Source organism: Streptomyces roseolus (assembly GCF_014649855.1).
Classification (GTDB): Bacteria; Actinomycetota; Actinomycetes; order Streptomycetales; family Streptomycetaceae; genus Streptomyces; species Streptomyces roseolus.
The window spans coordinates 97,367-123,095 of sequence record NZ_BMTV01000014.1; the positions used below are offsets into that span (position 1 = coordinate 97,367).

At 73.8% G+C, this 25,729-nt stretch carries 19 protein-coding genes and 1 pseudogene; 17 read left to right on the plus strand and 3 right to left on the minus strand.

The genetic code is table 11. From position 1 onward, the window contains the following. Positions 1–179: 179 nt before the first annotated feature. Positions 180–347: a hypothetical protein gene (locus IE245_RS18350; RefSeq protein WP_189948840.1), complete on the minus strand. Its 168-nt coding sequence runs from the start codon at positions 345–347 to the stop codon at positions 180–182. 654 nt (positions 348–1,001) lie between these two features. Between IE245_RS18350 and IE245_RS18355 the strand changes: the two genes are divergently transcribed. The 10 genes from IE245_RS18355 (at position 1,002) to IE245_RS18400 (ending at position 14,490) form a co-directional block, all read left to right on the plus strand. Beyond that, a complete protein-coding gene (locus IE245_RS18355; protein WP_189948842.1) occupies positions 1,002–2,501 on the plus strand; it encodes a globin domain-containing protein in 1,500 nt (499 codons plus the stop codon). After that, complete coding sequence (locus IE245_RS18360; RefSeq protein WP_229851363.1) at positions 2,498–3,298, plus strand: pyridoxamine 5'-phosphate oxidase family protein; 801 nt, start codon at positions 2,498–2,500, stop codon at positions 3,296–3,298. The genes IE245_RS18355 and IE245_RS18360 overlap by 4 nt, the downstream gene beginning before the upstream one ends. A 315-nt stretch (positions 3,299–3,613) precedes the next feature. Continuing rightward, a complete protein-coding gene (locus IE245_RS18365) occupies positions 3,614–4,222 on the plus strand; it encodes a TetR/AcrR family transcriptional regulator (RefSeq protein WP_229851364.1) in 609 nt (202 codons plus the stop codon). A gap of 407 nt (positions 4,223–4,629) precedes the next feature. Beyond that, positions 4,630–5,556: a TauD/TfdA dioxygenase family protein gene (locus tag IE245_RS18370; RefSeq protein WP_189948849.1), complete on the plus strand. Its 927-nt coding sequence runs from the start codon at positions 4,630–4,632 to the stop codon at positions 5,554–5,556. Between the two features lie 98 nt (positions 5,557–5,654). Continuing rightward, the gene (locus IE245_RS18375; RefSeq protein ID WP_229851365.1) at positions 5,655–7,061 is read left to right on the plus strand and encodes an MFS transporter; all 1,407 of its coding nucleotides are present in this window, start codon (positions 5,655–5,657) and stop codon (positions 7,059–7,061) included. Between the two features lie 53 nt (positions 7,062–7,114). Then, positions 7,115–8,824 (plus strand): aldehyde dehydrogenase family protein, encoded by a 1,710-nt coding sequence (locus IE245_RS18380; RefSeq protein WP_189948851.1) that lies wholly within the window; start codon positions 7,115–7,117, stop codon positions 8,822–8,824. Positions 8,825–8,872: 48 nt separating this feature from the next. Continuing rightward, a complete protein-coding gene (locus IE245_RS18385) occupies positions 8,873–10,393 on the plus strand; it encodes a long-chain-fatty-acid--CoA ligase (protein WP_189948853.1) in 1,521 nt (506 codons plus the stop codon). Positions 10,394–10,710: 317 nt separating this feature from the next. Next, complete coding sequence (locus tag IE245_RS18390; RefSeq protein WP_189948855.1) at positions 10,711–11,910, plus strand: cytochrome P450; 1,200 nt, start codon at positions 10,711–10,713, stop codon at positions 11,908–11,910. A 50-nt stretch (positions 11,911–11,960) separates the two neighbouring features. Further along, a complete protein-coding gene (locus IE245_RS18395) occupies positions 11,961–12,170 on the plus strand; it encodes a ferredoxin (protein WP_189948857.1) in 210 nt (69 codons plus the stop codon). A 730-nt stretch (positions 12,171–12,900) separates the two neighbouring features. Then, positions 12,901–14,490, plus strand: a complete 1,590-nt coding sequence (locus IE245_RS18400; protein ID WP_189948859.1) for a hypothetical protein — start codon at positions 12,901–12,903, stop codon at positions 14,488–14,490. A gap of 7 nt (positions 14,491–14,497) precedes the next feature. Here IE245_RS18400 and IE245_RS18405 read toward each other — a convergent pair whose 3' ends face one another. After that, positions 14,498–15,451 (minus strand): nucleoside hydrolase, encoded by a 954-nt coding sequence (locus tag IE245_RS18405; RefSeq protein WP_189948861.1) that lies wholly within the window; start codon positions 15,449–15,451, stop codon positions 14,498–14,500. A gap of 515 nt (positions 15,452–15,966) precedes the next feature. On the opposite strand from IE245_RS18405, the pseudogene IE245_RS18410 reads away from it, so the two are divergent. From IE245_RS18410 to IE245_RS18435, 6 genes and pseudogenes are all read left to right on the plus strand, one after another. Continuing rightward, positions 15,967–16,299, plus strand: a pseudogene (locus IE245_RS18410) (alpha/beta hydrolase); the annotation flags it as partial. A gap of 241 nt (positions 16,300–16,540) precedes the next feature. Then, complete coding sequence (locus IE245_RS18415) at positions 16,541–18,244, plus strand: cellulase family glycosylhydrolase (protein ID WP_189948863.1); 1,704 nt, start codon at positions 16,541–16,543, stop codon at positions 18,242–18,244. Between the two features lie 585 nt (positions 18,245–18,829). After that, entirely contained in the window at positions 18,830–19,552 is a 723-nt protein-coding gene (gene cseB / locus IE245_RS18420; protein WP_189948866.1) for a two-component system response regulator CseB, read from the plus strand. Continuing rightward, a complete protein-coding gene (locus tag IE245_RS18425) occupies positions 19,549–20,808 on the plus strand; it encodes an ATP-binding protein (RefSeq protein WP_229851367.1) in 1,260 nt (419 codons plus the stop codon). The genes cseB and IE245_RS18425 overlap by 4 nt, the downstream gene beginning before the upstream one ends. A 182-nt stretch (positions 20,809–20,990) precedes the next feature. Beyond that, complete coding sequence (locus IE245_RS18430) at positions 20,991–21,944, plus strand: D-alanyl-D-alanine carboxypeptidase family protein (protein WP_189948868.1); 954 nt, start codon at positions 20,991–20,993, stop codon at positions 21,942–21,944. Beyond that, positions 21,941–23,065 carry an endonuclease/exonuclease/phosphatase family protein gene (locus IE245_RS18435; protein ID WP_189948870.1) on the plus strand — a complete coding sequence of 375 codons (1,125 nt, stop codon included), beginning with the start codon at positions 21,941–21,943 and terminating at the stop codon, positions 23,063–23,065. Before IE245_RS18430 ends, IE245_RS18435 begins: the two co-directional genes overlap by 4 nt. Positions 23,066–23,217: 152 nt before the next feature. On the opposite strand, the gene IE245_RS18440 is transcribed toward IE245_RS18435, so the two are convergent. Next, on the minus strand, positions 23,218–23,577 hold the full coding sequence (locus IE245_RS18440; RefSeq protein WP_229851368.1) for a hypothetical protein: 360 nt from the start codon (positions 23,575–23,577) through the stop codon (positions 23,218–23,220). 607 nt (positions 23,578–24,184) lie between these two features. Between IE245_RS18440 and IE245_RS18445 the strand changes: the two genes are divergently transcribed. Further along, on the plus strand, positions 24,185–25,141 hold the full coding sequence (locus IE245_RS18445) for a GlxA family transcriptional regulator (protein ID WP_229851369.1): 957 nt from the start codon (positions 24,185–24,187) through the stop codon (positions 25,139–25,141). Positions 25,142–25,729 lie beyond the last annotated feature (588 nt).

The window sequence follows — 25,729 nt, forward strand, 5'->3', positions numbered from 1 at the left end:
CTCTCGGCGTTCCGGAGCGGCAGGGCGGTGGTGCGGCCCGTCCGGAGGCAGCCGGGTCGGCCCTCCGGGCGGGCGGGACGCGGCTGGGGAAGCCGAGGCCGGCCAAGGTCATGCATGCGCGATGACACCGCCGTGGCACCCGGCGTCCACGCCGCCTGGCGGAGCACCGGACAGTCGACTCACCGACTGCCCGGACCATCGGACCCCGGTGCGGCGACCGAATCCTTCTCCCGCGCCCCGGCGTCGAGGCGCTCCACGACACGCTGCGTCGCGAGGACGGGCCGTGCGGCGGTGCGGGAGCGCTCCTGCAGGCCGTCGCCGCCGGCGCCGTTCTCGGCCGCGCTCATCCGGAGAACGCTCGTCCTCCTCGTTGCCCTCCACGTGGCCACCGTCGCCCGTCACGACGGCTTCCCCGCCCCCGCCCGCCGCTACGGGGCCCGCTGACGACGGACCAGCGGCGTGCGCGGCGTCCGGAGCGGTCCGGCACCGCAGCGGCCCACTGCTTCACCGGTGGCGACAAGACTGCCGACGCGTCGACCACCGTGTTTCAGCTCATTGCCTGACGACGGCGAGCCGGGGCCTGAAAAGGCCCAGTGAGAGAATCGTGAAGGATCTGCGCGCCCTCTGTGAGGAGTTCTGATCGCGTCTCCCTTTTTTCGTCGATGAATTCCTCGCCATCGGCTGGCGGACGTCTTGTCGTATCGCTCGAACTCGTCGGTAACTCGTGACGGAGGTCGAGATCCTGAGTCCATACACGGCGCTGACCAGCCAGAACTCCATACCGGTGCTTTGATCGAAGGTCTCGCTCATGGATGCGTGGAAGCGGGGTATGGTCGATCTCGTTCGAACACCTGGACATCCGTCGCGCATCAAGTGCGGTGTATGCCACTGGTTTTGAAGAGATGGGGCAAAACGCCGGGAATTCCGATGGGGAAGAAAACGGGGCGCACGCGGACCCGGTACGAAGACCAACCGAAAGATGTTCGAGGCGAGGCAAACCGATGGATGCTCCGACCACCACGTCGGCCGGCGAAGACAGGTCCGGCGACAGCACCGGCGGCAGTCGGGACGCGGGCTGGTTCGGCCGAAGCCCCCGGCAGCACCAGGGGGAGGCGCCCCGGGACGCGGAAGGCCGGATACCCAGCCGCCCCGTCACGCCGATACGTCCGGTGGGCGGTGGTACCGACCGGACGCGTACGGCACACGAGTCACCGGCCCAGGCCGCAGCGCACCGCGAAGTACCGGCACAGGCCCGGACCCTGACGTCGGAACGGGTCCCGCCCCAGGCTCAGAGGTTCGCGCCGCACCGGACCCAGGGCCTGGCTTCCGAGCCGGCACCCGCGCCCGCCCCGACCCCGGCGCCCGCCCCCGAGGACATGTCCCCCACGGCTCTCCTGCGCCGCACCATGGCCGAGATCGAGCCGATCGCCGACAAGGTCACCTCGCACTTCTACGCCCTGCTCTTCCTCCGCCACCCCGACCTGCGGGCCCTCTTCCCCGCGGCGATGGACGCCCAGCGCGATCGCCTCTTCAGGGCGCTGCTCACCGCCGCGACCCATGCGGAGGACACCGAGACCCTGACGACGTACCTGTCCCACCTCGGCCGCGGGCACCGGAAGTACGGCACCCTCCCCGAGCACTACCCCGCCGTCGGCGAGTGCCTCATCGGCGCGCTCTCCCGCCATGCCCCCCAGAGCTGGGGGCCGCGAACCGAGGCCGCCTGGGTCGGCGCCTACACCACGATCTCCCAGATCATGATCGACGCGGCGGCCCAGGACGAGCTGCGCGCCCCCGCCTGGTGGCAGGCGGAGGTCGTGGCGCACGAGATGCGGACGCCGGACATCGCGGTCGTGACCGTCCGTCCCGACCAGCCCTATCCCTTCCTCGCCGGCCAGTACGCCGCCCTCGAGACGCCCTGGTGGCCGCGCGTCTGGCGGCACTACTCCTTCGCCTCCGCGCCCCGCGCCGACGGGCTGCTCTCGTTCCACGTCAAGGCCGTGCCGGCGGGCTGGGTCTCCAACGCCCTCGTGCACCGCGCCCGTCCGGGAGACGTGATCCGTCTCGGCGCCCCCGTCGGATCCATGACCGTGGACCACAACACCGACAACGGACTGCTCTGCCTCGGCGGCGGCACCGGCATCGCGCCCATCAAGGCCCTCGTCGAGGACGTGGCCCAGAACGGCCACCGCCGTTCCGTCCACGTGTTCTACGGAGCGCGCCGCGACCACGACCTGTACGACATCGAGGCCATGCTCCGCATGCAGCAGTCGCACCCGTGGCTCTCGGTCCGGCCGGTCGTCGACGACGGCCGCCTCGGCGCCCTCGGCGACCGGCTCCCGGAAGCCGTCTGCGAGTACGGCCCCTGGCACGCCTACGACGCGTACCTGTCCGGCCCGCCCGGCATGATCCGTCGCGGCGTCGACACCCTGGTGGGCATCGGCATCCCCACCCACCGCATACGGCACGACTCCATCGAAGAACTGGTCGGGGCAAGGAATTGAGCACGTTCGAACAGACCGAGCACCGGCAGGCGGCGCCCCTGCGCACCACCCGCCCGGGGAGCGACGGGGAGCATCTGGTCCAGCAGCGCACGGGCACCACCGAGCGCGCCGACAAGTTCTACGCCGAGCAGGTCCTCGACCGGCTCAACATCCGGATGCGGGAGTTCGTGGCGCGCCAGGAGATGTTCTTCCTGGCGACCGCCGACAGGCACGGCGAGTGCGACAACACCTTCCGCGCCGGCCCGCCCGGCTTCCTCCACGTCCTCGACGACCGGACGCTGACCTACCCCGAGTACCGCGGCAACGGAGTCCAGGCCAGCCTCGGCAACATCGAGGAGAACCCCCATGTCGGCCTCCTGATGATGGACTTCCTCCAGGACCGCATCGGGCTCCACGTCAACGGCACGGCCCGGGTCGTGGCCGACGAGGAGATGCGCGGCGCGTACGCCGGACTCGCGTTCGACCCCGTGCCCGGCCGCCGGGCACAGGTGTGGGTGGTGGTCGCGGTGGAGGAGGCGTACATCCACTGCGCCAAGCACATTCCGCACCTGCAGAAGGTGCCTCGCCACGGCTCCGGCCGCGCGTGGGGAACGGACGACTTCAAGCGCAAGGGCGGCGACTTCTTCGGGGCCGCCGCGGAAGCGCCGGAACGAGGCCCGTTCCTGCCGCCGCCGCGCGCGGACGCGGCAACGTGGCGGGCGCAGGCCGAGAAGGTCCTGGAGCGGGCCGAGCGGCGCTCGGCCGAGGCGGGAGAGCAGGCGTTCAGCGGCTGGTTCCGTCGAAATGCGACCGCGTGACCGTGTGATCGCATGTCCGTTCGGCCGTTTGAGCAGTGACGTCATGCTCCGTGACGAAGCTGATGGCGAGGGCGGTTCGGACCGTGTGGCCGAGCTCGGTGGCGGTGGCGGTGGCGGGCCGGAGCGTGGGCGGCGTCGAGTCGTCGCCGCCCCGCATGGCTCTCGCGGCGGACTGCGGGACGGAGCGAGTCACCGTTCCGGGGTTCCGAACAAGCACGTCCCAGGCGCGGATCCGTGGCGGGGGAGGCGGACGCGTCGCCCCCGACATCCGGCGTCGGGTCACGGGCTCGGCCGCCCGGCTCATAGGGTTGGGCCATGACCAACAGGCAGTCGGGCGCGGACATGGAGAGCAAGGGGCCGGGCAGGCCACGGGACGAGGGGATGGCCGGTGCCGTGCTGAACGCGGTGGTCGAACTCGTCGCGGAGCGCGGCATGGCGGAGCTCACCATGACGGCCGTCGCCGCCCGGGCCCAGGTCAGCAAGCCCGCCATCTACCGGCGGTGGCCCACCAAGCAGGACCTGGTCATCGCGGCGGCCGAGTCCCGGGTAGGGGCCCTCGCCGTACCGGACCTGGGGAACTTCCGCGACGAACTGCGGGAGCTGCTCACCGCACGGCTGCGGCAGTACCGCGCGCCGGGCATCGACCGGCTCCTCGCGGGCGTGATCGGCGCCGCGGCCGAGGCCGGCGTCGCGCGGAGGGCCTACGGCGCCTACACCAGCCGGGTCACCGGCGAGACCCGGCGCATTCTGGAGCGGGGCATCGCCCGCGGTGACGTACGCCCCGACACCGACGTGGCGGCGGCCGCGACCCTCGTCGCCGGCTCGCTGCTCTTCCGCATGCTGGCCGAGCAGGACGCGCCGGACACGGGGCTGGTGGACGCGGTGGTCGACATGGTGGCCCGGGCCGTCGGAGCCGAGGGCTGACGGCGGCTGTCTCCGTGGTGGGGGACTGGATGGTGGCCCGGGCCGTCGGCGCCGAGGGCTGACGGCCACTGCCTCAGTGGCGGGAGTCCGAAGGGGGAAGGGCGAGCGGCCGCCGGGCGTGAGGGGTTCCGGCGGCGAGGGCGGGCCGAGCGCGCCGCGCGGGCCTGACGGCGGCCCGGCGGCCCGGCGATCGCTCCGGCGGTCCCGCGTGTGAAGCCCCCGCCGTGCGCGTCCGGCAAATTTTCGGTGACACCCCCTTGCCGAGCCGCACCCGAATATCGATACTCCGAGTAACGAATTTGGTGAACCGCTGTTCACGCGAACCGTCACCCCGGCCGTCCCCAGGGAACGTCCCGCCGTGCGCCATGCCGGCCCACCACCCACCACCTCCCCCGAAGAGGAACCGCATGATCACCGACGCCGTCAGCGACCCCAAGCCCCTCCTCGACAAGCCCCTGATGCACTACGGGCGGCGCGAGCTGCACCGCACCGCGCCCGGAACCGCCCCCGCCGCCTACACCCTCTTCGGCGTCAAGCCGATGACCCCGCACTTCGGCGCCGTCCTGACCGATGTCGACCTGACCCGCCCCCTCACCGACGACCTCGCCGAGGAGCTCCGCCAGGCCCTCCTCGAATGGAAGGTGATCTTCTTCCGGGACCAGCACGGCTTCACCGCCGACCACCACCAGGCGCTCGCCGCCGTCTGGGGCCCCACCGAGCCCAACCCCTTCTTCCCCAAGTCCGGTGACGCGGGCATCTCCCGCCTCGCCAAGGACGCCAAGGCCGCCGGCAACAAGAACATCTGGCACAGCGACCACTCCTTCATGGCCAACCCGTCCCTCGGCGCCGTGCTGCGCGCCGTCGAGGTGCCCGAAGCCGGCGGCGACACCCTGTGGGCCGACATGGCCGCCGCCTACGACAACCTCCCCGAGGACCTGAAGGCGCGCATCGAGGACCTCACCGCCGTCCACGACTGGGAGGCCAGCTGGGGCGCGCTGATGAACGACGGGCAGAAGGCCGCCTTCCGCGAGAGCTGGCCGCAGGTCGAACACCCCGTAGTGGTCCGCCACCCCCGCAGCGGCCGCAAGACCCTGTACGTCAACGAGCCCTTCACCCGGTACATCAAGGGCCTGTCGGAGGCCGAGAACCGCGACCTTCTCGACGTCCTCGTCCTCCAGGCGCGCATCCCCGAGTTCCAGATCCGCTTCCACTGGGAGCCCGGCTCGATCGCGATCTGGGACAACATCGCGGTCCAGCACTACGCGGTCAACGACTACTACCCGCAGCGCCGCGTCATGGAACGCATCGCCATCGCCGGCGTCCCTCTGTCCTGACCCGTACGACGCCCCATCGCCGAACCCGCGGTTCTCGGCGGCGCCCGCCGCCGAGAGCCCTCCCGCGCACCCGCAGCCCGGCACCCCCGGAGGACCCCGTGACCGCCGCAGAGACCGAACCCCGACCGTCGAGCGGTACCGTTTCCACGACGAAGAACCCCGGACGCCGCGCCTGGACCGTCACCGGCCTGCTCGTCGTCTTCATGATGGTCAACTTCGCGGACAAGTCCGTACTGGGCCTCGCCGCCGACGAGATCCGCGCCGATCTCGGCCTCACCGCAACCCAGTTCGGCCTGGCCAACAGCGCCTTCTTCCTGCTGTTCTCCCTGTCGGGAGCCCTCGTCGGCCTGCTGCTCGCCGACCGCGTCACCGCCCGTTGGCTCCTGCTGGCCATGGCGGTCCTGTGGTCGCTGGCCCAGATCCCGCCGGCGATCGGCGGCGGACTCGCCGTCCTGATCGGCTCCCGCCTCGTCCTCGGCGCGGCCGAGGGCCCCGCCTTCCCCGTCGCCCAGCAGGCCGCCCTGTCCTGGTTCCCCGACCGCCGCCGCAACCTGCCCGGCGCACTGGTCACCCTCGGCGTCACCCTCGGCGTCATCACCGCCGCACCGGGCCTGAGCTGGGTCATCCAGGAACACGGCTGGCGCGCCGCCCTCTGGGCGGTCGCCGCCGTGGGTGCCGCCTGGTCGGTGCTGTGGCTGCTGTCCGGCGGCGACGGCCCCTTCCGGACCGACGACGCCCCCGGCGTCTCCGATGCCCCCGACGTCTCCCTCGCCGCCGCGACCGCCTCTCCTACGGATTCCCGTCCCGTTTCCCGTCCCGATTCCCCGCCGCGCACGTCACCGGCCCCGGCCGACGCCGACGGACACGATCCCGGATACCGCCGCGTCCTCGCCACCCGAACCTGGGCCGGCGTCACCCTGGCCTACTTCACCAGCTACTGGATCGTCGGCCTGATGGTCGCCTGGCTCCCGTCCTACCTGCGCAACGGGCTCGGCTACGCGGCCGACACCGCCGGCACCCTCGTGGCCGCCCCCTGGGCCGTCGGCGCGGTCGTCCTGCTCGGCCAGGCGGTGCTCACCGGCCGGTTGATGCGGCGCGGCGTCAGCAGCCGTACGGCCCGGGGCCGAATCGGCGGGGTGATGCTCCTGATCGGCGCCGTCGGCCTGTTCTGCGTCCCGCTCGTCGACACCACCACCGCGAAGACGGCGCTGCTCGCCCTCGGCCTCGGTGCCGGCGGCTCCTACGCCACCATCGCGGCGACCACCATCGCCGAACTCGCCCCGCCCCGCCGTCGCGGGGGCGCCCTCGGCACGATGAACGCCCTGGTCACCACCGCCGGCCTGATCGCACCGGTCGTCGTCGGCGGACTCGTCGACACCCAAGGCAACGCCGGCTACCAAAGCGCCGTCCTCCTCTCCGGCGCCCTGCTCTCCGTCGGCGCCGTCGCCTCGCTCACGCTCGTCGACCCGGCCCGCGACGCCGCCCGCCTCCACCTCCGCACGTGACCCGAACAGTCTCCACCTCCGCAAGTGACCCGAGCCGCTTCCCTGGAGCCCCTGTGACCACCCCCCTCGTCGACACCGAAGCCCTCGACCGAGCCGTCGCCGACCTGCGCGCCGGCCGGGACGGCTGGGCCGCCACCCCGCTCGCCGAACGCGTCGCCCTGCTGGAACGGATGCTGCCGCGCATCACCGCCCGGGCCGCCGACATGGTCGAGGCGAGCGCCCGCGCGAAGGGGTACGGCCCCGATTCCCCCGTCGCCGCCGAGGACTGGATCGGCGCCCCCTGGGCCATGACCCAGAATGTCGGCGCGCTGCTGCACGTGCTGCGCCGGACAGCCGCCGGCCAGGAACCCCTGCCCGCCCACGCCGTCCGAGAACGCCGGGGCCGTACGGTCGTCGACGTCTTCCCCGCCACCGGCTGGGACCGCCTCCTGCTCAACGGCTTCACCGCCGAGGTGCACATCCGCCCGGGCATCACCCCGCGCCAGACACGCGACCGCGCGGCCGGCCCCTACCGGGGCCGGGCGCCCCGGCCCCGGGTCTCCCTCGTCCTCGGCGCGGGCAACGTCGCCGCGATCACCGCCCTGGACATCCTTCACAAGCTGTACGCGGAGAACCAGGTCGTCATCGCCAAGATGAACCCGGTCAACGACTACCTCCGCCCCCACTTCGCCGAGATCTTCGCCGAGTTCACCGCCCGCGGCTGGGTCCGCTTCGTCGCCGGCGGCGCCGCCGAGGGCGCCTACCTCGCGGCCCACGACGGGATCGACACCCTCCACGTCACCGGCAGCGAACGCACCCACGACGCCCTCGTGTGGGGCACCGACGAGCGGGCCGAGGAGCGCCGCCGCGACGACACGCCCCTCCTCGACAAGGAGTTCACCAGCGAACTGGGAGGCGTCAGCCCCTGCATCGTCACCCCCGGCCCCTGGACCCCCGCCGACTTCCGCCACCAGGCCGAGCACATCGTCACCAGCAAGATGAACAACTCCGGGCACAACTGCATCGCCAGCCAGGTCCTCGTCGTGCCCGCCGACTGGGACGGCACGGACACGCTCCTCACCGAGATACGCGCCGTCCTGCGGGCCCTCCCGCCCCGCACCGACTACTACCCCGGCGCCACGGAGCGCCTCGCCGCCGTCCGCGCCGCGCACCCGCGGACCGAAGTGCTCGGCGCCGACGGCTGCCGCCTCCTGGTCCCCGACGTCACCGACCGGAACGACCCGCTGCTCACCGGAGAGGTCTTCGCCAGCGCGCTCGCCGTCGTCCGTCTTCCGGGCGCCGACCCGGCCGCCTTCCTGAAGGAAGCCGTCGCCTTCGCCAACGACGTCCTCCCCGGCACCCTGGGCGCCACCCTCCTCGTCCATCCCCGGACCGAGAAGAGCCACCCCCAGCAGGTGATCCAGGCCATCGACGCCCTCCGTTACGGGACCCTCGGCGTCAACTGCTGGTCGGCGATCGGCTTCCTGCTCGGCTACACCCCCTGGGGCGCCCACCCCGGTCACACCCGCCAGGACATCGGCTCGGGCATCGGCTTCGTCCACAACGCCTTCATGCTGCGGGACGTGGAGAAGACCGTGCTGCGGGCCCCGTTCGCCCCCGCGCCCCGCGGCCTGTTCACCGGATCGCCCTCGCTCTCACCGCGACCGCCGTTCTACGTCACCAACAAGACGGCCCTCACCACGATCCGCCGCGTCACCGCCTTCACCGCGGCGCCCTCCCTCGCCAAACTCCCGGGCGTCTTCGCGTCCGCACTGCGCGGCTGACCCGCCGGCGCCCCCACCACCCCTCATCCCCTCCCGAGAGGACCTCCGATGAACCTCGCCGACCTCGTCAGCCGCGGCGCGGCCGAGCACGGCCACCGCACCGCCGTCGAACTGGGTACCACCCGGATCTCCTACACCGAGCTCGACGCGACCGTCGGCCGCGTCGCCGCCATGCTCGGCGCCCGCGGCGTGCGCCCCGGCGACCGGGTCGGCGTGATGCTGCCCAACCTGATCGAGTTCCCCGCCCTGTACTACGGAACGCTGCGGGCCGGCGCCGTCGTCGTGCCGATGAACCCGCTCCTGAAGGCCCGCGAGATCGCCCACCACCTCCAGGACTCCGGTGCCGAACTGCTCTTCGTCTTCGACGCGGTCGCCGCCGAGGCCGAGAAGGGCGCCGAGCACTCCGGCACCGTGGTCGTCCCCGTGGCGCCCGGCGCCCTCACCGGTCTGCTCGCCGACCACCCCGACCCGGTCACGGTCTCGGCCGGCGGAGGCCAGGACACCGCCGTGATCCTCTACACCTCCGGCACCACCGGCAAGCCCAAGGGCGCCGAACTCTCCCACGACAACATCGCCCGCAACACCGAGCTGTGCGCCCGCGACCTCTTCGACCTGCGACCGGAGGACGTCGTCCTCGGCTGCCTCCCGCTCTTCCACACCTTCGGCCAGACCTGCGGGATGAACACGGCCGTCTCCGCCGGTGCCCGCCTCACCCTGCTGCCCCGCTTCGAGCCGCAGGCCGCGCTCGACGCCCTCGCGTCCCGTGAGGTCACCGTGTTCCTGGGCGTCCCCACGATGTTCGCCGCGCTCCTCGCCGCCCGCCACCGCGCCCCCGACGCCCACGACGTCTCCGCCCTGCGCCTGTGCGCCTCCGGCGGATCGTCGCTGCCCGTAGAGGTCCTGCACGGCTTCGAGAAGGCCTTCGGCAGCCCCGTCCTCGAAGGCTACGGCATGTCGGAGACCTCGCCGGTCGCCACCTTCAACCACCCGGACCGCCCCCGGAAGGCCGGCACCGTCGGCACCCCGCTCCAGGGCGTCGAGATCCGCCTGGACGCCGTGAAGGACGGCATCGGCGAGATCTGCGTACGCGGCCACAACGTGATGAAGGGCTACTGGAACCACCCCGGCGCCACCGCCGAAGCCCTCGTGGACGGCTGGCTCCGCACCGGCGACCTCGGCCGCGTCGACGAGGACGGCTACCTCTCCGTCGTCGACCGCAAGAAGGACCTCGTCATCCGCGGCGGCTACAACGTCTACCCGCGCGAGATCGAAGAGGTCCTCTACGAGCACCCCGACGTCGCCGAGGCGGCCGTCATCGGCCTGCCCCACGACGAACTCGGCGAGGAGGTCGGCGCGGCCGTCGCCCTCCACGAAGGCGCCACCGCCACCCCCGACGAGCTCCGCGAGTTCGTACGCGGCCAGGTCGCCGCGTACAAGTACCCGCGCGTGGTCTGGCTCCTGGACGAACTCCCCAAGGGCGCCACCGGAAAGATCCTCAAGCGGGAGATCGAGCCCCCGCGCCAGGCCGACCGCGGCCGCTGCCGGTCGGCCACCGACGAGAGGGCGTGAGGCCGCGCGCCTCGCGCGCACGCTGCCGCTCCACGACCCCACGGAGTACCCGACGTCACTGCCGGACGCAGACGGTCGGCATCGGCGCGATCGCGCCGCTGGTGCCGACCGCTGCCCGCCCCGGCTCGAAACCTGCCCCCGCCCCCACGGGGACGGTCCCCGGGCGCCGCGCATCGCCCTGTCGCCCGCCCGCCGGAACGGTGCCACCCGTTCCGGGGGATTGGCCGAACTCCGCGTAGACCAAGTAGATGCCTGAGGCATGTAGTGGAGGTGGCGCCAACGCCGGAGCCAACGATCTGCCGTCTGCGAGGTTCCCGATGACGACAACGGAAGAAACCGTCGCCTTTCCCCAGAGCCGATCCTGCCCCTACCACCCCCCGGTCGCCTACGACCCCCTGCGCCAGGACCGTCCCCTGTCCCGGGTCACCCTGTGGGACGGCCGGGAAGTGTGGTTCGTGACCGGACACCGGACCGCGCGGGCCCTGTTGGCCGATCAGCGCCTGTCCACCGATTCCACCCACCCGGACTTCCCGATCCCCACGGAACGGGCCCAGGCCCTCCGCAGCCGTCGGCGCGCCGCGCTCCTCGGGTGGGACGACCCCGAGCACAACGCCCAGCGCAGGATGCTGATCCCGAGCTTCTCGCTCAAGCGCACGGACGGCATGCGTCCCCGGATCCAGGCGACCGTGGACCGGCTGCTCGACGCCATGGAGGCGGCGGGTCCGCCGGCCGAGCTGGTGAGCGCGTTCGCGCTGCCGGTGCCCTCGATCGTCATCTGTGACCTGCTGGGCGTGCCGTACGAGGACCACGACTTCTTCGAGGAACAGTCCCGACGGCTGCTCCGCGGCCCGACGGGAGAGGACATCGAGGACGCGCTGGCCCGGCTGGAGGGCTACCTCGGCGACCTCATCGACGGCAAGCGCGCCAAGCCCGGCGAGGGCGTCCTGGACGACCTGGTCGCACGGCAGGCGCGCGAGGGCGGTCCCGACCGCGAGGAGCTGGTGCAGCTGGCGACCATCCTGCTTGTCGCGGGGCACGAGACCACTGCCAACATGATCTCCCTGGGGACGTACACGCTGCTGCGCCACCCCGAGAGGACGGCGCAGCTCCGAGCGGATCCGAGCCTGCTGCCGACGGCCGTGGAGGAGCTCCTGCGGTTCCTGTCGATCGCGGACGGCATGCTGCGCGTGGCCCGTGAGGACCTGGAGATCGACGGGACGGTCATCCGCGCCGGTGAGGGGGTGGTGTTCTCCACCTCCCTCATCAACCGTGACGACGCGGTCTACGCCGACCCGGACGCACTGGACTGGGAGCGCACGGCCCGGCATCACGTCGCCTTCGGCTTCGGCATCCACCAGTGCCTGGGCCAGAACCTGGCGCGCGCGGAACTGGAGATCGCCCTCGGCACGCTGCTGCGGCGCCTGCCGGGCCTGCGACTGGCGGCGCCCGCCGAGGAGATCCCCTTCAAGCCGGGCGACACGATCCAGGGGATGCTGGAACTCCCCGTCGCCTGGTGAGCGCCCCCGCCGGGCCCGGATCCGGCTCCACGAGAAAGGAAAGCCCACCGGTGCGCATCTCCATCGACCCGGACGTCTGCATGGGGGCGGGCCAGTGCGCCCTGGTCTCTCCCGATGTCTTCACCCAGGACGACGACGGCTTCGGCACCGTCCTGCCCGGCCGCGAGGACGGAGCGGGCGGGACCCTGGTCCGCGAGGCGGCCCGCGCCTGTCCCGTCCAGGCGATCAGTCTGGGGGAGGCGCAGGCGCCGGACCGGTGAGGAAAGGCGGCAGGCGCGCCGTCGCCCTCCCGGGACGACCAGCCGGCCCGAGCACGGCCGGCGGGACGACCGGAGAAACGGGTGACGGCCGCTTTCCGCCCGGGGACGGCTCCCGCACGTCCTCCGGACCGACCGTCCCCGGTCACGGCCCTCGCGGTCGACGACCGCGTTCCCGCCCGAAAGCGGTTCCAAGCCGTCGACCCGCTGTCGAGGACTGCCACTGCTGCTGAGCGCCCTCCCGCCCAGGCCTGGCCGGCCACCCCGCGGCGCGGTGCTCCGGGAGGCCGCATGCCTGTCGGGCGGCGCCGTCGCCGTGCTGGGCCCGCAGGCCGTGGTGGGCCGCGGTGTGCGGGGCGGTGGACTTTCCGCCGGTGTGCCCCGTGACACGGTCCGCGCGCCATGGACGGCGGCCACGCCGCCCGGTTCGTGATCACCGGAGCGAGCCAGCCGCCGTGGCCGTCGGCTGCCACTCCCGTCGCGGCCGACGGCGCACACCCACTGTGTGGATCATGTGCGGATCAGGGGAAGGTCCTGCGCCGGTTCGCGGGGGCCCGGGCCTCCCGTGATCGCCCGTGCCCTGGGCCCGGGGCCGTGAAGTCGCCCGAAGCCCCGTCAAGTCCACCTCCCCACAACGCCCCTGACGCCGTGTCGGTCAGGCTTGCGAGCTGCTCCGGCGTTCTGGAAGCCTCCGTCTCACTTATCCCGCACATGAGTACGGAGGCACCCTCACATGCCCTCAAGGCGAGTACACCGCGCCTGGTTCACCGCCGCCGTCGCGGCCTCGCTCGCGTTCACCGGCCTGGTGGCCCCGGCCCAGGCCGAGGACGCGCCCGGCACGGATCCCACGGTCCAGGAGCCCCGCACGGCCGAGGCCGCGCCCGCGCCGTTCTCGACCACCGCCTGGACCTCGCCCGGCGGCGCGGCCTCGCCCGGGGACTTCACGCTGTCGCCCGGCGCGCTCAACGCCGAGACCACCGCCCGGGTCGCCCGGCTGGACGCCGTCCTGCCCAAGTCGGGCGTGCAGAACCTCCTCGCCGGGGCCAACCGCACGGCCGAACCGTGGTGCTCCCGCGACCCGTTCGGCACCGCGCCCGACCCCGACGTCAAGTACTGCCTCCAGAACGACGACTCCGTCTCGCGCGAATGGGTGCCCCAGGGCATCACCGGCGTCTCCGACGCCAAGGACAACGAACTGTGGGGGGAGGCCGGGAACATCCGGCTCTTCGCCTCGTACGACGGCTGGGACCCGGGCCGCGAGACCGACCCGGACCCGGCGACGGGCGACTGCACCGCCGCCGAACTGGCCGCCGACGACGCCTGCAACCAGAAGGGCGTCCGGATCACCTTCGTCCAGACCCGGACCAATCCCGCCACCGGCGGCGTCGAGACCAAGTACCGGCACGTCCTGCTGGGCTGGACCTACGTGAACTCCGCCGGGCACGTCTCCTTCGACGGGCTGCACGCCGCCGAGTACCCGATCCAGAAGGGCGTCCACGCCGGCGGGATCGTCTGGTACGGCAACTACCTCTACGTCGCCGACACCCGCAACGGCCTGCGCGTCTTCGACATGCGCACCATCATGGACCTGGACCCGGACGGCGACCCCGCCACGCACGACGCGATGGGCGCCGACACCGACGGCGTGCGGACGACCGCCGACGTCCAGGACAAGACGAAGGTCGGCCGGCACGACAACGTCTGGTACAGCTTCGGCTACCGCTATGTGATGCCGCAGGTCGCCGCCTGGAAGTTCAAGGCGACCCAGAGCAACCCCAAGGGCTCCTACGCCTGCGTCTCGACCGGCGCCCCGAAGGCGTCGTACATCTCGCTCGACCGCAGCACCACCCCGGACCGGCTGCTGATGGGCGAGTACTGCCGTCCGCAGACCGGCTACCCGTCCACCGGCCGCATCGCCTCGTACCCCGTCGCGGCCCTGGAGGGACGCTCCGCCGACGTGCTCGCGGAGGGCTGGGCCAACTACCTGCCCCTGGCCGGCGGCGGCGCGCAGGGAGCGGCGGCGAACGGCGGCACGCTGTACGTCAACGAGTCCAAGGGCACGGACGAGCCCGGCAACCTCTGGCGGTACCGGTGGAACGACGGTCGGCTGGTCCAGGACGGCCAGGCCGTCAAAACCGCCCGGGGCGCCGAGGACCTCTACCTGGAGCGCGGCACCGGCCGCCTGTGGTCCCTCTCCGAACACCGCCCGGGGTCGGCGTCCGACTGCACCGCGAACCGGGACGCCGCCGATCCGGTGGGCACCGACTACTGCCAGCGGGTGCTCTACGGGCACCAGCTGAGCCGGCTCGACGCCCAGCCGTAGGCCGGGTTCAGGGTCCGGCGGGCCCGCCGAGCGTGCGCACGGCCTCCACGATCAGGTCCCAGAACCGGTCCGCGTCGATGTCGGTCGCGACGTCGACGCCGGCCGGCAGGCCCGTCACCCCGTGCAGGTCCACCACCGTCGCGCCCCGGGTGTACGTCCCGTTCAGCTCCACCGTCACCGCCGCCCGGACGACACCGGCCAGCGCCGGGTCGATCAGGTGGGCGACCGTGAGCGGATCGTGCAGCGGGGGCGCGTCGAAGCCGAACACCTCGCGGTAGGCGGAGGCGAAGGAGGTGAGCAGTTCGACGCAGAGCCGGCTCAGCGGGGTGCCGAGGGCGGCGATCCGGGCGATCACCTCGGGGGTGGCCCGCACCTGGTGGGTCGCGTTGAGGCCGAACATCGTCACCGGCAGCCCGCTGCGGAAGACGATGTCGGCCGCCTCCGGGTCGCACAGGACGTTGAACTCGGCCGCGGGCGTGGTGTTCCCCCGTTCCGTCGATCCGCCCATGAGCACGATCCCCCCGATGCGGGCGGCGAGTTCGGGATGCGCGAGCAGGAGCACCGCGATGTTGGTGAGCGGCCCGGTCGGCACGAGCGTCACCGGCTCCGGGTGGGCCAGAAGGACGTCCCGCAGCAGGGTGAGCGCGTCGCGCGGGTCCTGCGGCACGTCCGGCTCGGCCGTGCCGAAATCGGGGCCGTCGAGCCCCGAGGCGCCGTGGATGTCCTCGGCGACCCGGCCCGGTCCGCGCAGCGGCCGGGCGCGACCCGCGGCGATCGGCACGCCCCGGATCCCGGCCGCCGCGCACACCCGCCGGGCGTTGAGCGTGGTCTTCTCCACCGTCTGGTTGCCCGCGACGGTGGTGATGGCGAGCAGCTCGACCGCGGGGTGGGCCGCGGCGAGGAGGATGTTGAACGCGTCGTCGTGACCGGGATCGCAGTCGAGAATCACGGGAACCGGCATGCCCCCACCCTCCCACGTCCGGCCTCTCCCCGGCCCGGATCGGAGGCGACTCGCCCGGGTCGGCACTCCGCTCAGGACGGCCCCGTACGGACGGGGCCCGGACCCCCACGTGACGACGGATCGGTCCAGGCCCGGGGGCTCCCCGCCGGACCGGGCCGGCCCTGACCGTCCGGGACGGCGGCCCCGGCATGCCCCCTGTCGCGGCGAGGGCGTCCTCGGCGGCTCGGTGGCGCGCCGCGGCCGTGGCGGCGGTCGGCCCGCCCGGTCCGGTACTGCGGGCGGCCGTGGCCCGGGCCCGGAACCAGCCGGTGAGCACGGGGACGAGAGAGGCCTCGGTGCTGAGGGCGAGCTGCTCGGCGGCTCGGCATGCGCGGTCGCGGCGTCGAGGTCGCCGAGGGCGGAGGCGGATTGCAGGCGGACGAGCCGGCCGAGCACGGTGAAGCTCGGCAGCTCGTGCCGGGCGGCCAGGTCGAGGACCTCGGACCCGATCGCGTCCCGTGCCGCCGCGAGCCCGGGCCGGGGACCCGGCCGCCATGCCGGAACCGGTCCGATCCGCGTACCTGCGGGCGAGCGCCGCGGCCGTGGCGTCGATCGTCGCGGACTACCGGGCCTCGGCGGGCATCGATGTCACACACGACCGGGCGGACCAGGACGCCGGTTCTCAGCCGGCCACGCCCGTGACGGTCGTCCAGCAGGACTGGGGCGCGCGACTGGGCCACGACGCCGCCGAGGTCTGGCACGCGTGGGCGCCGGACCTGGGCCACCGGCTGACCGGCGCGGGCCACTTCATGGCCGAGGAGGCACCCGGCGAGATCACCGGGGCGATCCGCGGCCTGCTGCTCCGCTGAGCCTTCCCCCCGGACCACGGGAGGCGGCGGGCAAGCTCCGCTATGAGGGAAGGGGGCGCAGTGTTCGCCCCCGGGGCCCCGGGCCCCCGGCCCCGGGGCGACGGCCCGGCTCGTGCGCCGGATGCCCGTCGGACGTTCCGGAGGCGCATGCGTCAGAAATGCCTGACGCATCATCAAATAGATTCTAAGTCAAAGAACTTACCTGTCCAGGGTCTTGACTGGCCGACGTCGCGATGCCTTTATGGGAGCGCTCCCACGTCCCTGCCGACCCCCATCGACCGGAGGCCCCGTGAACACCCGAGCAGCGCCCCTGCCTCATGCCGTCCTCGCCCTCGTGACCGGAATCGCGACCCTCCTCGCGTACGTCCTCCTCGGGGCGGCCGACGCGCAGGCCAGGACCGCCGACGCCGTGGCGACAGGACTCCACGTCAGCGACGGACGGCTGCTGGAGGCCAACGGCAACGACTTCGTGATGCGGGGCGTCAACCACGCCCACACCTGGTACCCGGGCGAGACGCAGTCGCTCGCCGACATCAAGGCCCTCGGCGCCAACACGGTCCGGGTCGTGCTCTCCAACGGCCACCGCTGGTCCGCGAACAGCCCCGCCGACGTCCAGGCGGTCGTGGCCGACTGCAAGGCCAACCGCCTCATCTGTGTCCTGGAGGTCCACGACACCACCGGATACGGCGAGGAGGCGGCCGCGGGCACCCTCGACCAGGCGGCCGACTACTGGATCGGCCTGAAGAGCGTCCTCGCGGGCCAGGAGGACTACGTCATCGTCAACATCGGCAACGAGCCGTGGGGCAACGCCGACCCGGCCGGCTGGACCGCCCCCACCATCGCCGCCGTGAAGAAGCTCCGCGCCGCCGGCTTCGCGCACACCCTCATGGTGGACGCTCCCAACTGGGGCCAGGACTGGCAGGGCGTCATGAAGGCCGAAGCGCGGTCCGTGTACGCCGCCGACACCACCGGCAACCTGGTCTTCTCCATCCACATGTACAGCGTCTTCGACACCGCGCAGGAGATCCGGGACTACCTGGGGGCGTTCACCGCCGCCCGGCTCCCGATCCTCATCGGGGAGTTCGGAGGCCCCGCCGACCAGTGGGGCGACCCCGACGAGGACACCATGATGGCCGCTGCCGAGGAGCTCCGCCTCGGCTACCTCGCCTGGTCCTGGAGCGGCAACACCGATCCCGTCCTCGACCTCGCCGTCGACTTCGACCCGAGCCGCCTCAGCGGCTGGGGCGAGCGGATCTTCCACGGCGCGAACGGCATAGCCCAGACCTCGCGGGAGGCCACGGTCTTCGGCGGCGGCTCCCAGGACACTCAGGCCCCGACCGCCCCCGGCGCACTCGCCGCCACCGACGTCACCGCCGACTCCGCCTCCCTGACCTGGGCGGCGGCCACCGACGACACCGGGGTCACGGGCTACGACGTCGTCCGGGTGAGCGGCGCCACCGAGACGCCGGTCGCGGCCACCACCACCCCCGGGGTCACCGTCACGGGTCTTGCCGCCGACACCACGTACACCTTCGCCGTCTACGCGCGCGACGCGGCGGGCAACCGTTCCGCTCGCTCGGCCTCCGTCGATGTCACCACCGACGAGGGCACCTCCGTCCCCGGCGCGAGCTGCGCCGTCGGCTACCGCGTCGTCGGCGAATGGCCGGGCGGTTTCCAGGGCGAGGTCGTCCTGCGGAACACCGGCACCACCCCCGTCCAGGGCTGGACGCTCGGCTTCTCCTTCACCGCCGGGCAGACCGTCGCCCAGGCGTGGGGCGGCACCGCCACCCAGACCGGCAGCGCGGTCCGGGTGACGCCCGCCTCGTACACCGCCACGATCCCTCCGTCCGGTTCGGTCACCATCGGCTTCATCGGAACCAAGGGCGCGACGAACCCGGCCCCGGCCGCCTTCACCCTCGACGGCGCGGCCTGCGCCACGTCCTGACCTCCCGGGGCGCGGACACGGCGTCCGCGCCCCGACCCGTCCTGGCCCGACCTTCGACGCGCGTCGGCGAACGGTGCGTCGTACTTGATCGCTCGGTCTGGTGTGAGCCGTACACGGAAGCGGCCTTCGTCCGAGCATGGGCTCCGCCCAGGGAACACGCACCTCCCGGACGAAGGCCGTGAGGACGAGCCCACGGCATCACGATGCCCGGCGAGACCCGCCGGCCGGACCGTCACGTTTCCGAGGAGACTCCTCCTCCTGCCTCACCGACCGTCCGGACGCTCCGTCCGAGCCGGCCGAGGGGGTTCTGCGCGGGGACGGACCGGTGGAACCGCCGGCCGAGCCGTCGCTGGTGGGCGGACACCGCCGTGGTCACGGCAATCTCCACGCCGCACCCGCCCAGGGCCGGGTCGCCGCCTCCGTGTCCGTACCGGCTCGGGCGGGTGTCGGCCACCGCACGATGAGGTATCGGACGCGTATCGTCCCAGGTCGTGAGCGTGTCGGTGGCGCCTCGGGGCCGCCGGGAGACCGGCGGGGGTGAGGCATGATGGAGGACCTGCCCGGTCCCGTGCCCGAGGAACGCACATGTCTGATTCCGTGCCGGCGTCCGCGCCGACGCCCGTGACGGTCCTGCTCGTCGAGGACGACGAGGTGATCCGGCGGTCCGTCGCGATGGCCCTGGAACGCTACGGCTACCGCGTGCTCGTCGCCGCCGACGGGCTGACCGGGCTCGAACTCTTCCGGGAGGGGCGGCACGATCTGCTGCTGCTCGACGTGATGCTGCCGGGCCTGGACGGCATCGGGCTGTGCCGACGCGTCCGGGAGACGTCCACGGACCCGATCCTGATGATGTCCGCGCGCGGCGACTCCCTCGACGTGGTGTCCGGCCTGGAGGCCGGAGCCGACGACTACGTGGTGAAGCCCGTCGACACCGCCGTCCTGGTGGCGCGGATCCGTTCGCTGCTGCGCCGGGCCGCCTTCGCGCCCCCGGCGGCCGGACCGGCCGGCCCCCCGGAGCCCGACGGCCCGCTGGTCTTCGGCGACCTCTCCCTCGACCCCGCCGCCCTGGAGGTCCGCAGGGGCGGCGAGCGGATCGCCCTCGCCCCCACCGAGCTGCGGCTGCTGCTCGAATTCGTCGCCCACCCCGGGATCGTGCTGGACCGTCAGACCCTGCTCCGCGAGGTCTGGGACTACGGCTGGGACGGCGACACCCGGGTCGTCGACCTGTGCGTACAGCGGCTGCGCAAGAAGGTCGGCGCCGAGCGCGTCGAGACGGTCCGGGGCTTCGGCTACAAGTGGAAGCGGTGAGCGGCGGGCGCCGGGGAGCGGTCGCCGGCCTGGTGCCGCACCCCCGCTCGCTGCGCTGGAAGATCGTCCTCCTGGTGGCGCTGGCCTGTGCCTCGATGGCGCTGACGGTCGGTGTCCTGGTGCACGAATCGGTGCTGCGGCGGTCCCTGAACGAGGGCGGGGCGAGGGCCACCGCGTCCCTGGAGAAGGCCCTGGAGGAGGCCGCGGCCGCCGGCGAGGAGGGCCCCCTGGCCTCCCCCGGGGAGCTGCCCGACCCACTGCTGCGGCAGATCGAGCACGGCGGCGAGGCCACGTTCTACGAGAACGGGCCACCCGCCCCCGTCTTCTGGGCGGCCCGGCGGGAGGGCGGGAAACTGTACGCGGTCGAGGTCGACATGACCGCCGATCTGCTGACCCGGCAGGCCCTGGACCGGCACATGTGGAAGTACTCGCTGCTCACCCTGGGCGTCGTCGTCCCGGCCACGGCCCTGGCGAGCGAGCTTCCCGCCCGGCGGCTGCGCCGGGTGGCCCGCACGGCCCGCCGCATCACGGCGGGCGACCTCGACGCCCGGACCGGGCCGGTGCGCGGGGGCGACGAGGTCGCCGAGATCTCGGCCGTGGTCGACTCGATGGCCGACAGCCTCCAGCGGAGGATCGACACCGAGCAGCGCTTCACCGCCGACGTCGCGCACGAGCTGCGCACCCCGCTGATGGGCCTGGTCACCTCGGCGGAGCTGCTGCCCGAGGGCGAGGTGACCGACCTGGTCCAGGGCCGGGTGCGGGTGCTGCGCGATCTGGTGGAGGACCTCCTGGAGATCTCCCGGCTCGACGCGGGCGCCGAACGGTCCCGGCCGGGACCGGTCGACCTCGCCGGACTCGTCCGGGACGCGGTGCGGCGGACGGGCCTCGCCGCGCGGGTGTCCGGACAGGACGCGGCGGTGGTCGAGACGGACCCCCGGCGCCTGGACCGGATCGTCTCCAACCTCGTCGTCAACGCCCACCGGCACGGCGCCGGCCCGGTGGAGGTCGTCGTCGCCGGCCGGACGGTGACCGTACGGGACCACGGCCCCGGCTTCCCGCCCGACCTGCTGGCCCACGGCCCCCAGCGATTCCGCACGGGCACGGCCGAGCGGGGACGCGGGCACGGCCTGGGCCTGACGATCGCGTCCGGCCAGGCGAAAGTGATCGGGGCGGCCCTGGACTTCGCCAACGCCCCGGACGGCGGCGCGGTGGCGACCCTGCGCCTGCCCGAGGACGGCACGCCCGCCGACGCGTGACCCCCGCTTCCTCCGCCGGGCCCCGGCCGGCCCCCCGGCGCGTGTCCCTCTCGCCGCCCCGCTGATACACGACCGATGGGTTCCCGCGCCCGGGCCGCGCTCCGGTGTCCACGGGCCGGAGACCTCCCCCCAGGAGCCTGGCTGCCGTACCGATCCCGTACCGCGGCCCCTGGAGGCAGCCCGTGTCCCTTCTCCGCACACCCCGTCACCGCCTCGCCGGCGGTGCGCTGGCCCTGGCTCTGCTGACGGCCCTGGGCATCGCCGTCGTCTCCCCCTCAGGACCCCCTCCGGCACCGGACGGCGGGCGGCCGCCGGTCTCCGCCATCGGCCCGCTCCCGTGGCCGCACGACGGCCAGAGCGCCGTGGAGCTGGAGGGGACCGGTTCGCTGGGCGAGCGGGGCGGGCGGCGGCCCGTGCCGATCGCGAGCCTGGCGAAGGTGATGACCGCCTACGTGGTGCTCGACGGGCACCCGCTGCGGCCGGACGAGGAAGGCCCCCTGATCGAGGTGGACCGGCAGGCCGCGCACGAGGTGGGGGTCGGCGGCGAGTCGACCGTCCCCGTGCGGGCGGGCGAGCGCCACTCGCAGCGCCGGCTCCTGGAGCTGCTCCTGATCCCCTCCGGGAACAACGTCGCCCGTCTGCTGGCCCGGTGGGACTCCGGCAGCCAGGAGGCCTTCGTGGCGAAGATGCGGCGCGCCGCCGAGAGGCTCGGCATGCGGGACACGGTCTACACGGGGGCGAGCGGCATCGAGCCGACGACCACGAGCACCGCGGCCGACCAGGTGCGGCTGGCGCGGGCCGCGATGAAGGACCCGGTCTTCCGGGAGATCGTGGCCACCCGCGAGATCACCGTCCCCGGCCTCGGGACGATCGTCAACACCAATCCCCTGCTGGGCACTCCGGGCGTCGTCGGCGTGAAGACGGGTTCCAGCACTCCGGCGGGCGGGAACCTGCTGTGGGCCTGCGAGGTGCGCGTCGGCGGCACGCCCCGGCTGCTGGTGGGCGCCGTCCTGCACCAGCGGGCGAACACGACGCCCGCCGAGGGCCTCCGGGCCGCCGTCGACGCCGGCCGCGGCCTGCTCACCGCCGTCCGCGACGGGCTGGCCTCCGCCGGGACGGAGGGCCGGGGGCGATGACGGCGACGACACGCCCGGACCCCTCCGTCGCGGCACCGGACGGCAGGACGGAGCAGCCCCGCCCCGCCGCCGGGGCGGGCAGCACGCCGGTCCGCCCGGACCACGCCCCCGGAACCGGGGACCCCGCTGGGGGACGGCCGGACCCGGGACCCGGCGCGTCGGACGCCGCGGCGCACCGGCGGTGGTGGCGACGGCGCGGGACGGCGGTCACGGGCTGCTCCGTCCTCCTCGCGGTGGGCGTCGCGGGGCACGGGCTGTTTCCCCGGCTGCCCGGTCGGCTGAGCAGCCTGGCCGAGACCCTGCTGCCCTGGAGCGCGTCGGCCGTCCCCGTCCTGGTGGCCGCCGCCCTGCTGCGGCGGGCGGCGGTGGCGGCGGTGGTGGCCCTGCTGGTGCCGACGACGGCCTGGCTGGCGGTCTTCGGCGGGGTCCTGGCCGACAAGTCGTCCCCCGGCGGTGACCTCACGGTGGTCAGCCACAACGTCAACGAGGCCAACCCCGACCCCGCCGGGACCGTGCGGAGCCTGCTGGCCGCCGGGGCGGACGTCCTGGCGCTGGAGGAGCTGAGCCCGGCCACGGCGCCCGCCTACGAGCGGGCCCTGGCGGACACCCACCCGTACCACTTCCAGCAGGGCACGGTGGGCCTGTGGAGCGTGTATCCGCTGCGGGACGCGCGAGCCGTACCGATCATGCCGTGGACGCGGGCGATGCGGGCCGCGGTGGACGCGCCCGGCGGCCGGCTGGCCGTGTACGTCGCCCATCTGCCGTCCGTCCGCGTGGGACCCTCCGGCTTCACCGCCCGGGCGCGCGACGAGGCGCTGGGCCTGCTGGCGGCGGAGGTGCGGGCCGAGCCCGTGCGGCGCGTCGTCGTCATGGGCGACCTCAACGGCTCCACCGACGACCGCGCGCTGCGGCCCCTCACCGGCCGTCTCGTCTCCGCGCAGACCGAGGCCGGCGCGGGTTTCGGCTTCACCTGGCCGGCGCGCCTGCCGGCCGTCCGGATCGACCAGATCCTCCTCGGCGGCGGCGTCCGGGCCGCCTCGGCGTGGACCCTCCCCGCGACGGCCAGCGACCACCTTCCGGTGGCGGCCCGGATCATCCTCCCCCCTGAGTCCGGCCCCTGATCCGACCGGTCGCGCGGCGCCCGGCCGTCGCCGTCCTCGCCCGCCGGGACCTGCCGGAGGGGCCGGCCGACCGGGCGCGGCGGTCGTCTCCGGGCGGGACACCGACGCGCTCGTGCACGCCCGTCCGCGCGGCGCCTCGACCCGGGCTCCGGCTACGCGCGCCGGGGACGGTCACGCGCAGGCCGTCGTGACCGAACCCGACGACTTCTCCTCCACGCGGAGCACCAGTGCCTTGTCCGGCGGGTCGAGGTGGAGCCGTCGACGTCGCGGGCCTTGCCGATGAACAGCGGGTCGGTCGACAGCAGAGGCGTCTGGGCCCGGTGTGGTGCCGGGGCGAACGGCCGCCGGATCCGCGAGACGGCCGACCGGGACATGCCCGCGGCCGCGGCCATCGACCTCGTCGACCAGTGGGTGGCGTTCTCCGGAGTCTCTCCGAGCGTCTTGACGATGACCCGTTCGACATCGGCGTCGGTGATCTTCCGTGGGACGCCGGGCCCGGGGTCGTCGCACAAGCCGTCCAGGCCACGTTCGATGAACCGGCGCCGTCAGGTGCGGAGCGTGTCCGGGGTGTTCCGCAGCCGGCGGGACATCTCCATGGTCGAGTGGCCCTCGGCGTCCCGGTTCGTCCACCCGTCGCCGACGTACTCGACCCGGTGGTCGTGGACCCGGGCGCGGGGGGAAGAGGCCGGCGTTCAGGGTGTTGTCCGGGTGGTGGCTGAGCACGACGTCCGTGACGTCGTCGGGGCCGAGGCCGAGTGCGGCGAGCGGGTCGAGGATGGCGCCCACGTCGGCCACCATGCCCGGGTCGAAGATCACGTGCCGGTCGTCCTCCGTGACGTACGAGACGGCGGCGGCGACGCCGGGGCCGGTGGAGCCCACGTGGCCGGTGGCGAGGACGGTGAAGCGGGCACCCCGGCCGAGCGGCGCGTCGGTGGCGGTGGCGGTGGCGGTGGCGGTCGCGGTGGTGGTGTGCGTCGTGTCCGTGGTCATGGGGCGATCCTTCCGGGGCGGTACACCGGGGACGAGTGGCACAGGTGCCACTGATCGCGGGATTCGTGCCACTGCGGCCGGAGGGCGGCCCGGGGGAGGGGGCGGCGGACGGCGTGGCAGACTGCCCGCGTGTCCGCCTTCACCACCGTCGTCGCCTATGCGCCCGCCGGTGTGGGCCTGCTCGCCGTCGGGGTCGTCACGGAGGTCTTCGGCCCGCACGGCGAGGAGGTGCCGGGCTTCGACCTCGCCCTGTGCACGGACCGGCCGGGCCCGGTGCGCACGGACGGCGGGATGCCGCTCTTCGTCCCGCACGGACTCGACCGGCCGGCCTCGGCGGATCTGGTGATCGCCCTGCCGGGGGCGGACTTCCGCACCCCGCCCGGGCCCGCCGTGCTCGCCGCCTTCCGGGACGCCCACGCGCGCGGCGCGCCGGTCGCGGCGCACTGCGTCGGCGCGTTCACGCTCGCAGCCGCCGGACTGCTGGACGGGCGCCGGGCCACCACCCACTGGCGGTTCGCGGAGCTGCTGGCCCGTCGCCACCCGGAGGTCACGGTCGACGCCACGGCCCTGTACGTGGACGAGGGCGCGATCGCCACCGGCGCGGGCGCGGCGGCCGGCTTCGACCTCTGTCCGCACCTCCTGCGCCGGGAGCACGGGGCGGCCCTCGCCAACGCGGTCGCCCGGGACGTCGTGCTGCCCTCCCACCGTGACGGGGGGCAGGCCCAGTACCTCGCCGCGCCGGCCCCCGAGACCGGCCGGGACGAGCACCTCGCCGAGGTGCTCGCCTGGGCCCGCGCCCACCTCCACGAGCCGCTGACCGTCACGGAGCTGGCACGCCGGGCCGTCATGAGCCGGCGCACCTTCGCGCGCCGCTTCACCGCGGCCACCGGGACCACCCCGCACGCCTGGCTGCGCGAGCTGCGGCTGAGCGGCGCGGAGGAGCTCCTGGAGACGACGGACCTGTCCGTGGAGGAGATCGCCCGGCGCGTCGGCTACGGCAGCGCGGCGGTGCTCCGGGAGCAGTTCGTGCGCCGTCGGGGGGTGCCGCCCCGGACCTACCGGCGGACGTTCACGTCGACGCCGTAGGGAGAGGGAGAGGGCGAGGGCGAGGGGGGGAGAGGGACAGGGGGAGAGAGCGAGGGGAGAGGGCGAGGAGGGAGCGGGGCGACCGGAGCCGGATGAACCTATGCCGGGCACCGGCGCCCCCGCCTCACGTTTCCGGCCCCGCCACGTGCCTCGTGGCGACGTCCCTCCTCGTGGCGACGCCCCTCGACCACGGCCTGCCACGGACCGGCCGACTCCTCGACCGAGCAAGCCGGATGCCGCCGGGACACCCCCGGGAAAGCTGATGCGCGGGGATGTCCCGGCCGGCCATGATCACCCGGGCCGGCTCGTCCCGGCCACGTGCGATCACTCCTCGACCACCGTCACGCGCCGGCCCGTGCATCCCGTACGAGGTCCGCGGCAAGCCGCACGGGCAGGTACGTGGACGGGCGCCGGCTTCCCGACGGCGTGAGGCGCGCGGTACTCGACGTGACGCTTCCCCGGGGCGCGCCGTGGATCGGGGCGAACGGGCGTGGAACACGTCGTCCGACGAGAACACGCCGAGCGCATCGCCCGTACGGCTCCCGCCCATGTGATCACATGGGGTTCCGTCCCGGCGGGTGTTCCTTC

Bases quoted from the DNA above. Each gene is read 5' to 3' on its own strand.
- IE245_RS18350 (WP_189948840.1), bottom strand. From the start codon at position 347: ATGAGCGCGGCCGAGAACGGCGCCGGCGGCGACGGCCTGCAGGAGCGC.
- IE245_RS18355 (WP_189948842.1), top strand. From the start codon at position 1,002: ATGGATGCTCCGACCACCACGTCGGCCGGCGAAGACAGGTCCGGCGAC.
- IE245_RS18365 (WP_229851364.1), top strand. From the start codon at position 3,614: ATGACCAACAGGCAGTCGGGCGCGGACATGGAGAGCAAGGGGCCGGGC.
- IE245_RS18370 (WP_189948849.1), top strand. From the start codon at position 4,630: ATGATCACCGACGCCGTCAGCGACCCCAAGCCCCTCCTCGACAAGCCC.
- IE245_RS18385 (WP_189948853.1), top strand. From the start codon at position 8,873: ATGAACCTCGCCGACCTCGTCAGCCGCGGCGCGGCCGAGCACGGCCAC.
- IE245_RS18390 (WP_189948855.1), top strand. From the start codon at position 10,711: ATGACGACAACGGAAGAAACCGTCGCCTTTCCCCAGAGCCGATCCTGC.
- IE245_RS18400 (WP_189948859.1), top strand. From the start codon at position 12,901: ATGCCCTCAAGGCGAGTACACCGCGCCTGGTTCACCGCCGCCGTCGCG.
- IE245_RS18405 (WP_189948861.1), bottom strand. From the start codon at position 15,451: ATGCCGGTTCCCGTGATTCTCGACTGCGATCCCGGTCACGACGACGCG.
- IE245_RS18415 (WP_189948863.1), top strand. From the start codon at position 16,541: ATGGGAGCGCTCCCACGTCCCTGCCGACCCCCATCGACCGGAGGCCCC.
- cseB (WP_189948866.1), top strand. From the start codon at position 18,830: ATGTCTGATTCCGTGCCGGCGTCCGCGCCGACGCCCGTGACGGTCCTG.
- IE245_RS18435 (WP_189948870.1), top strand. From the start codon at position 21,941: ATGACGGCGACGACACGCCCGGACCCCTCCGTCGCGGCACCGGACGGC.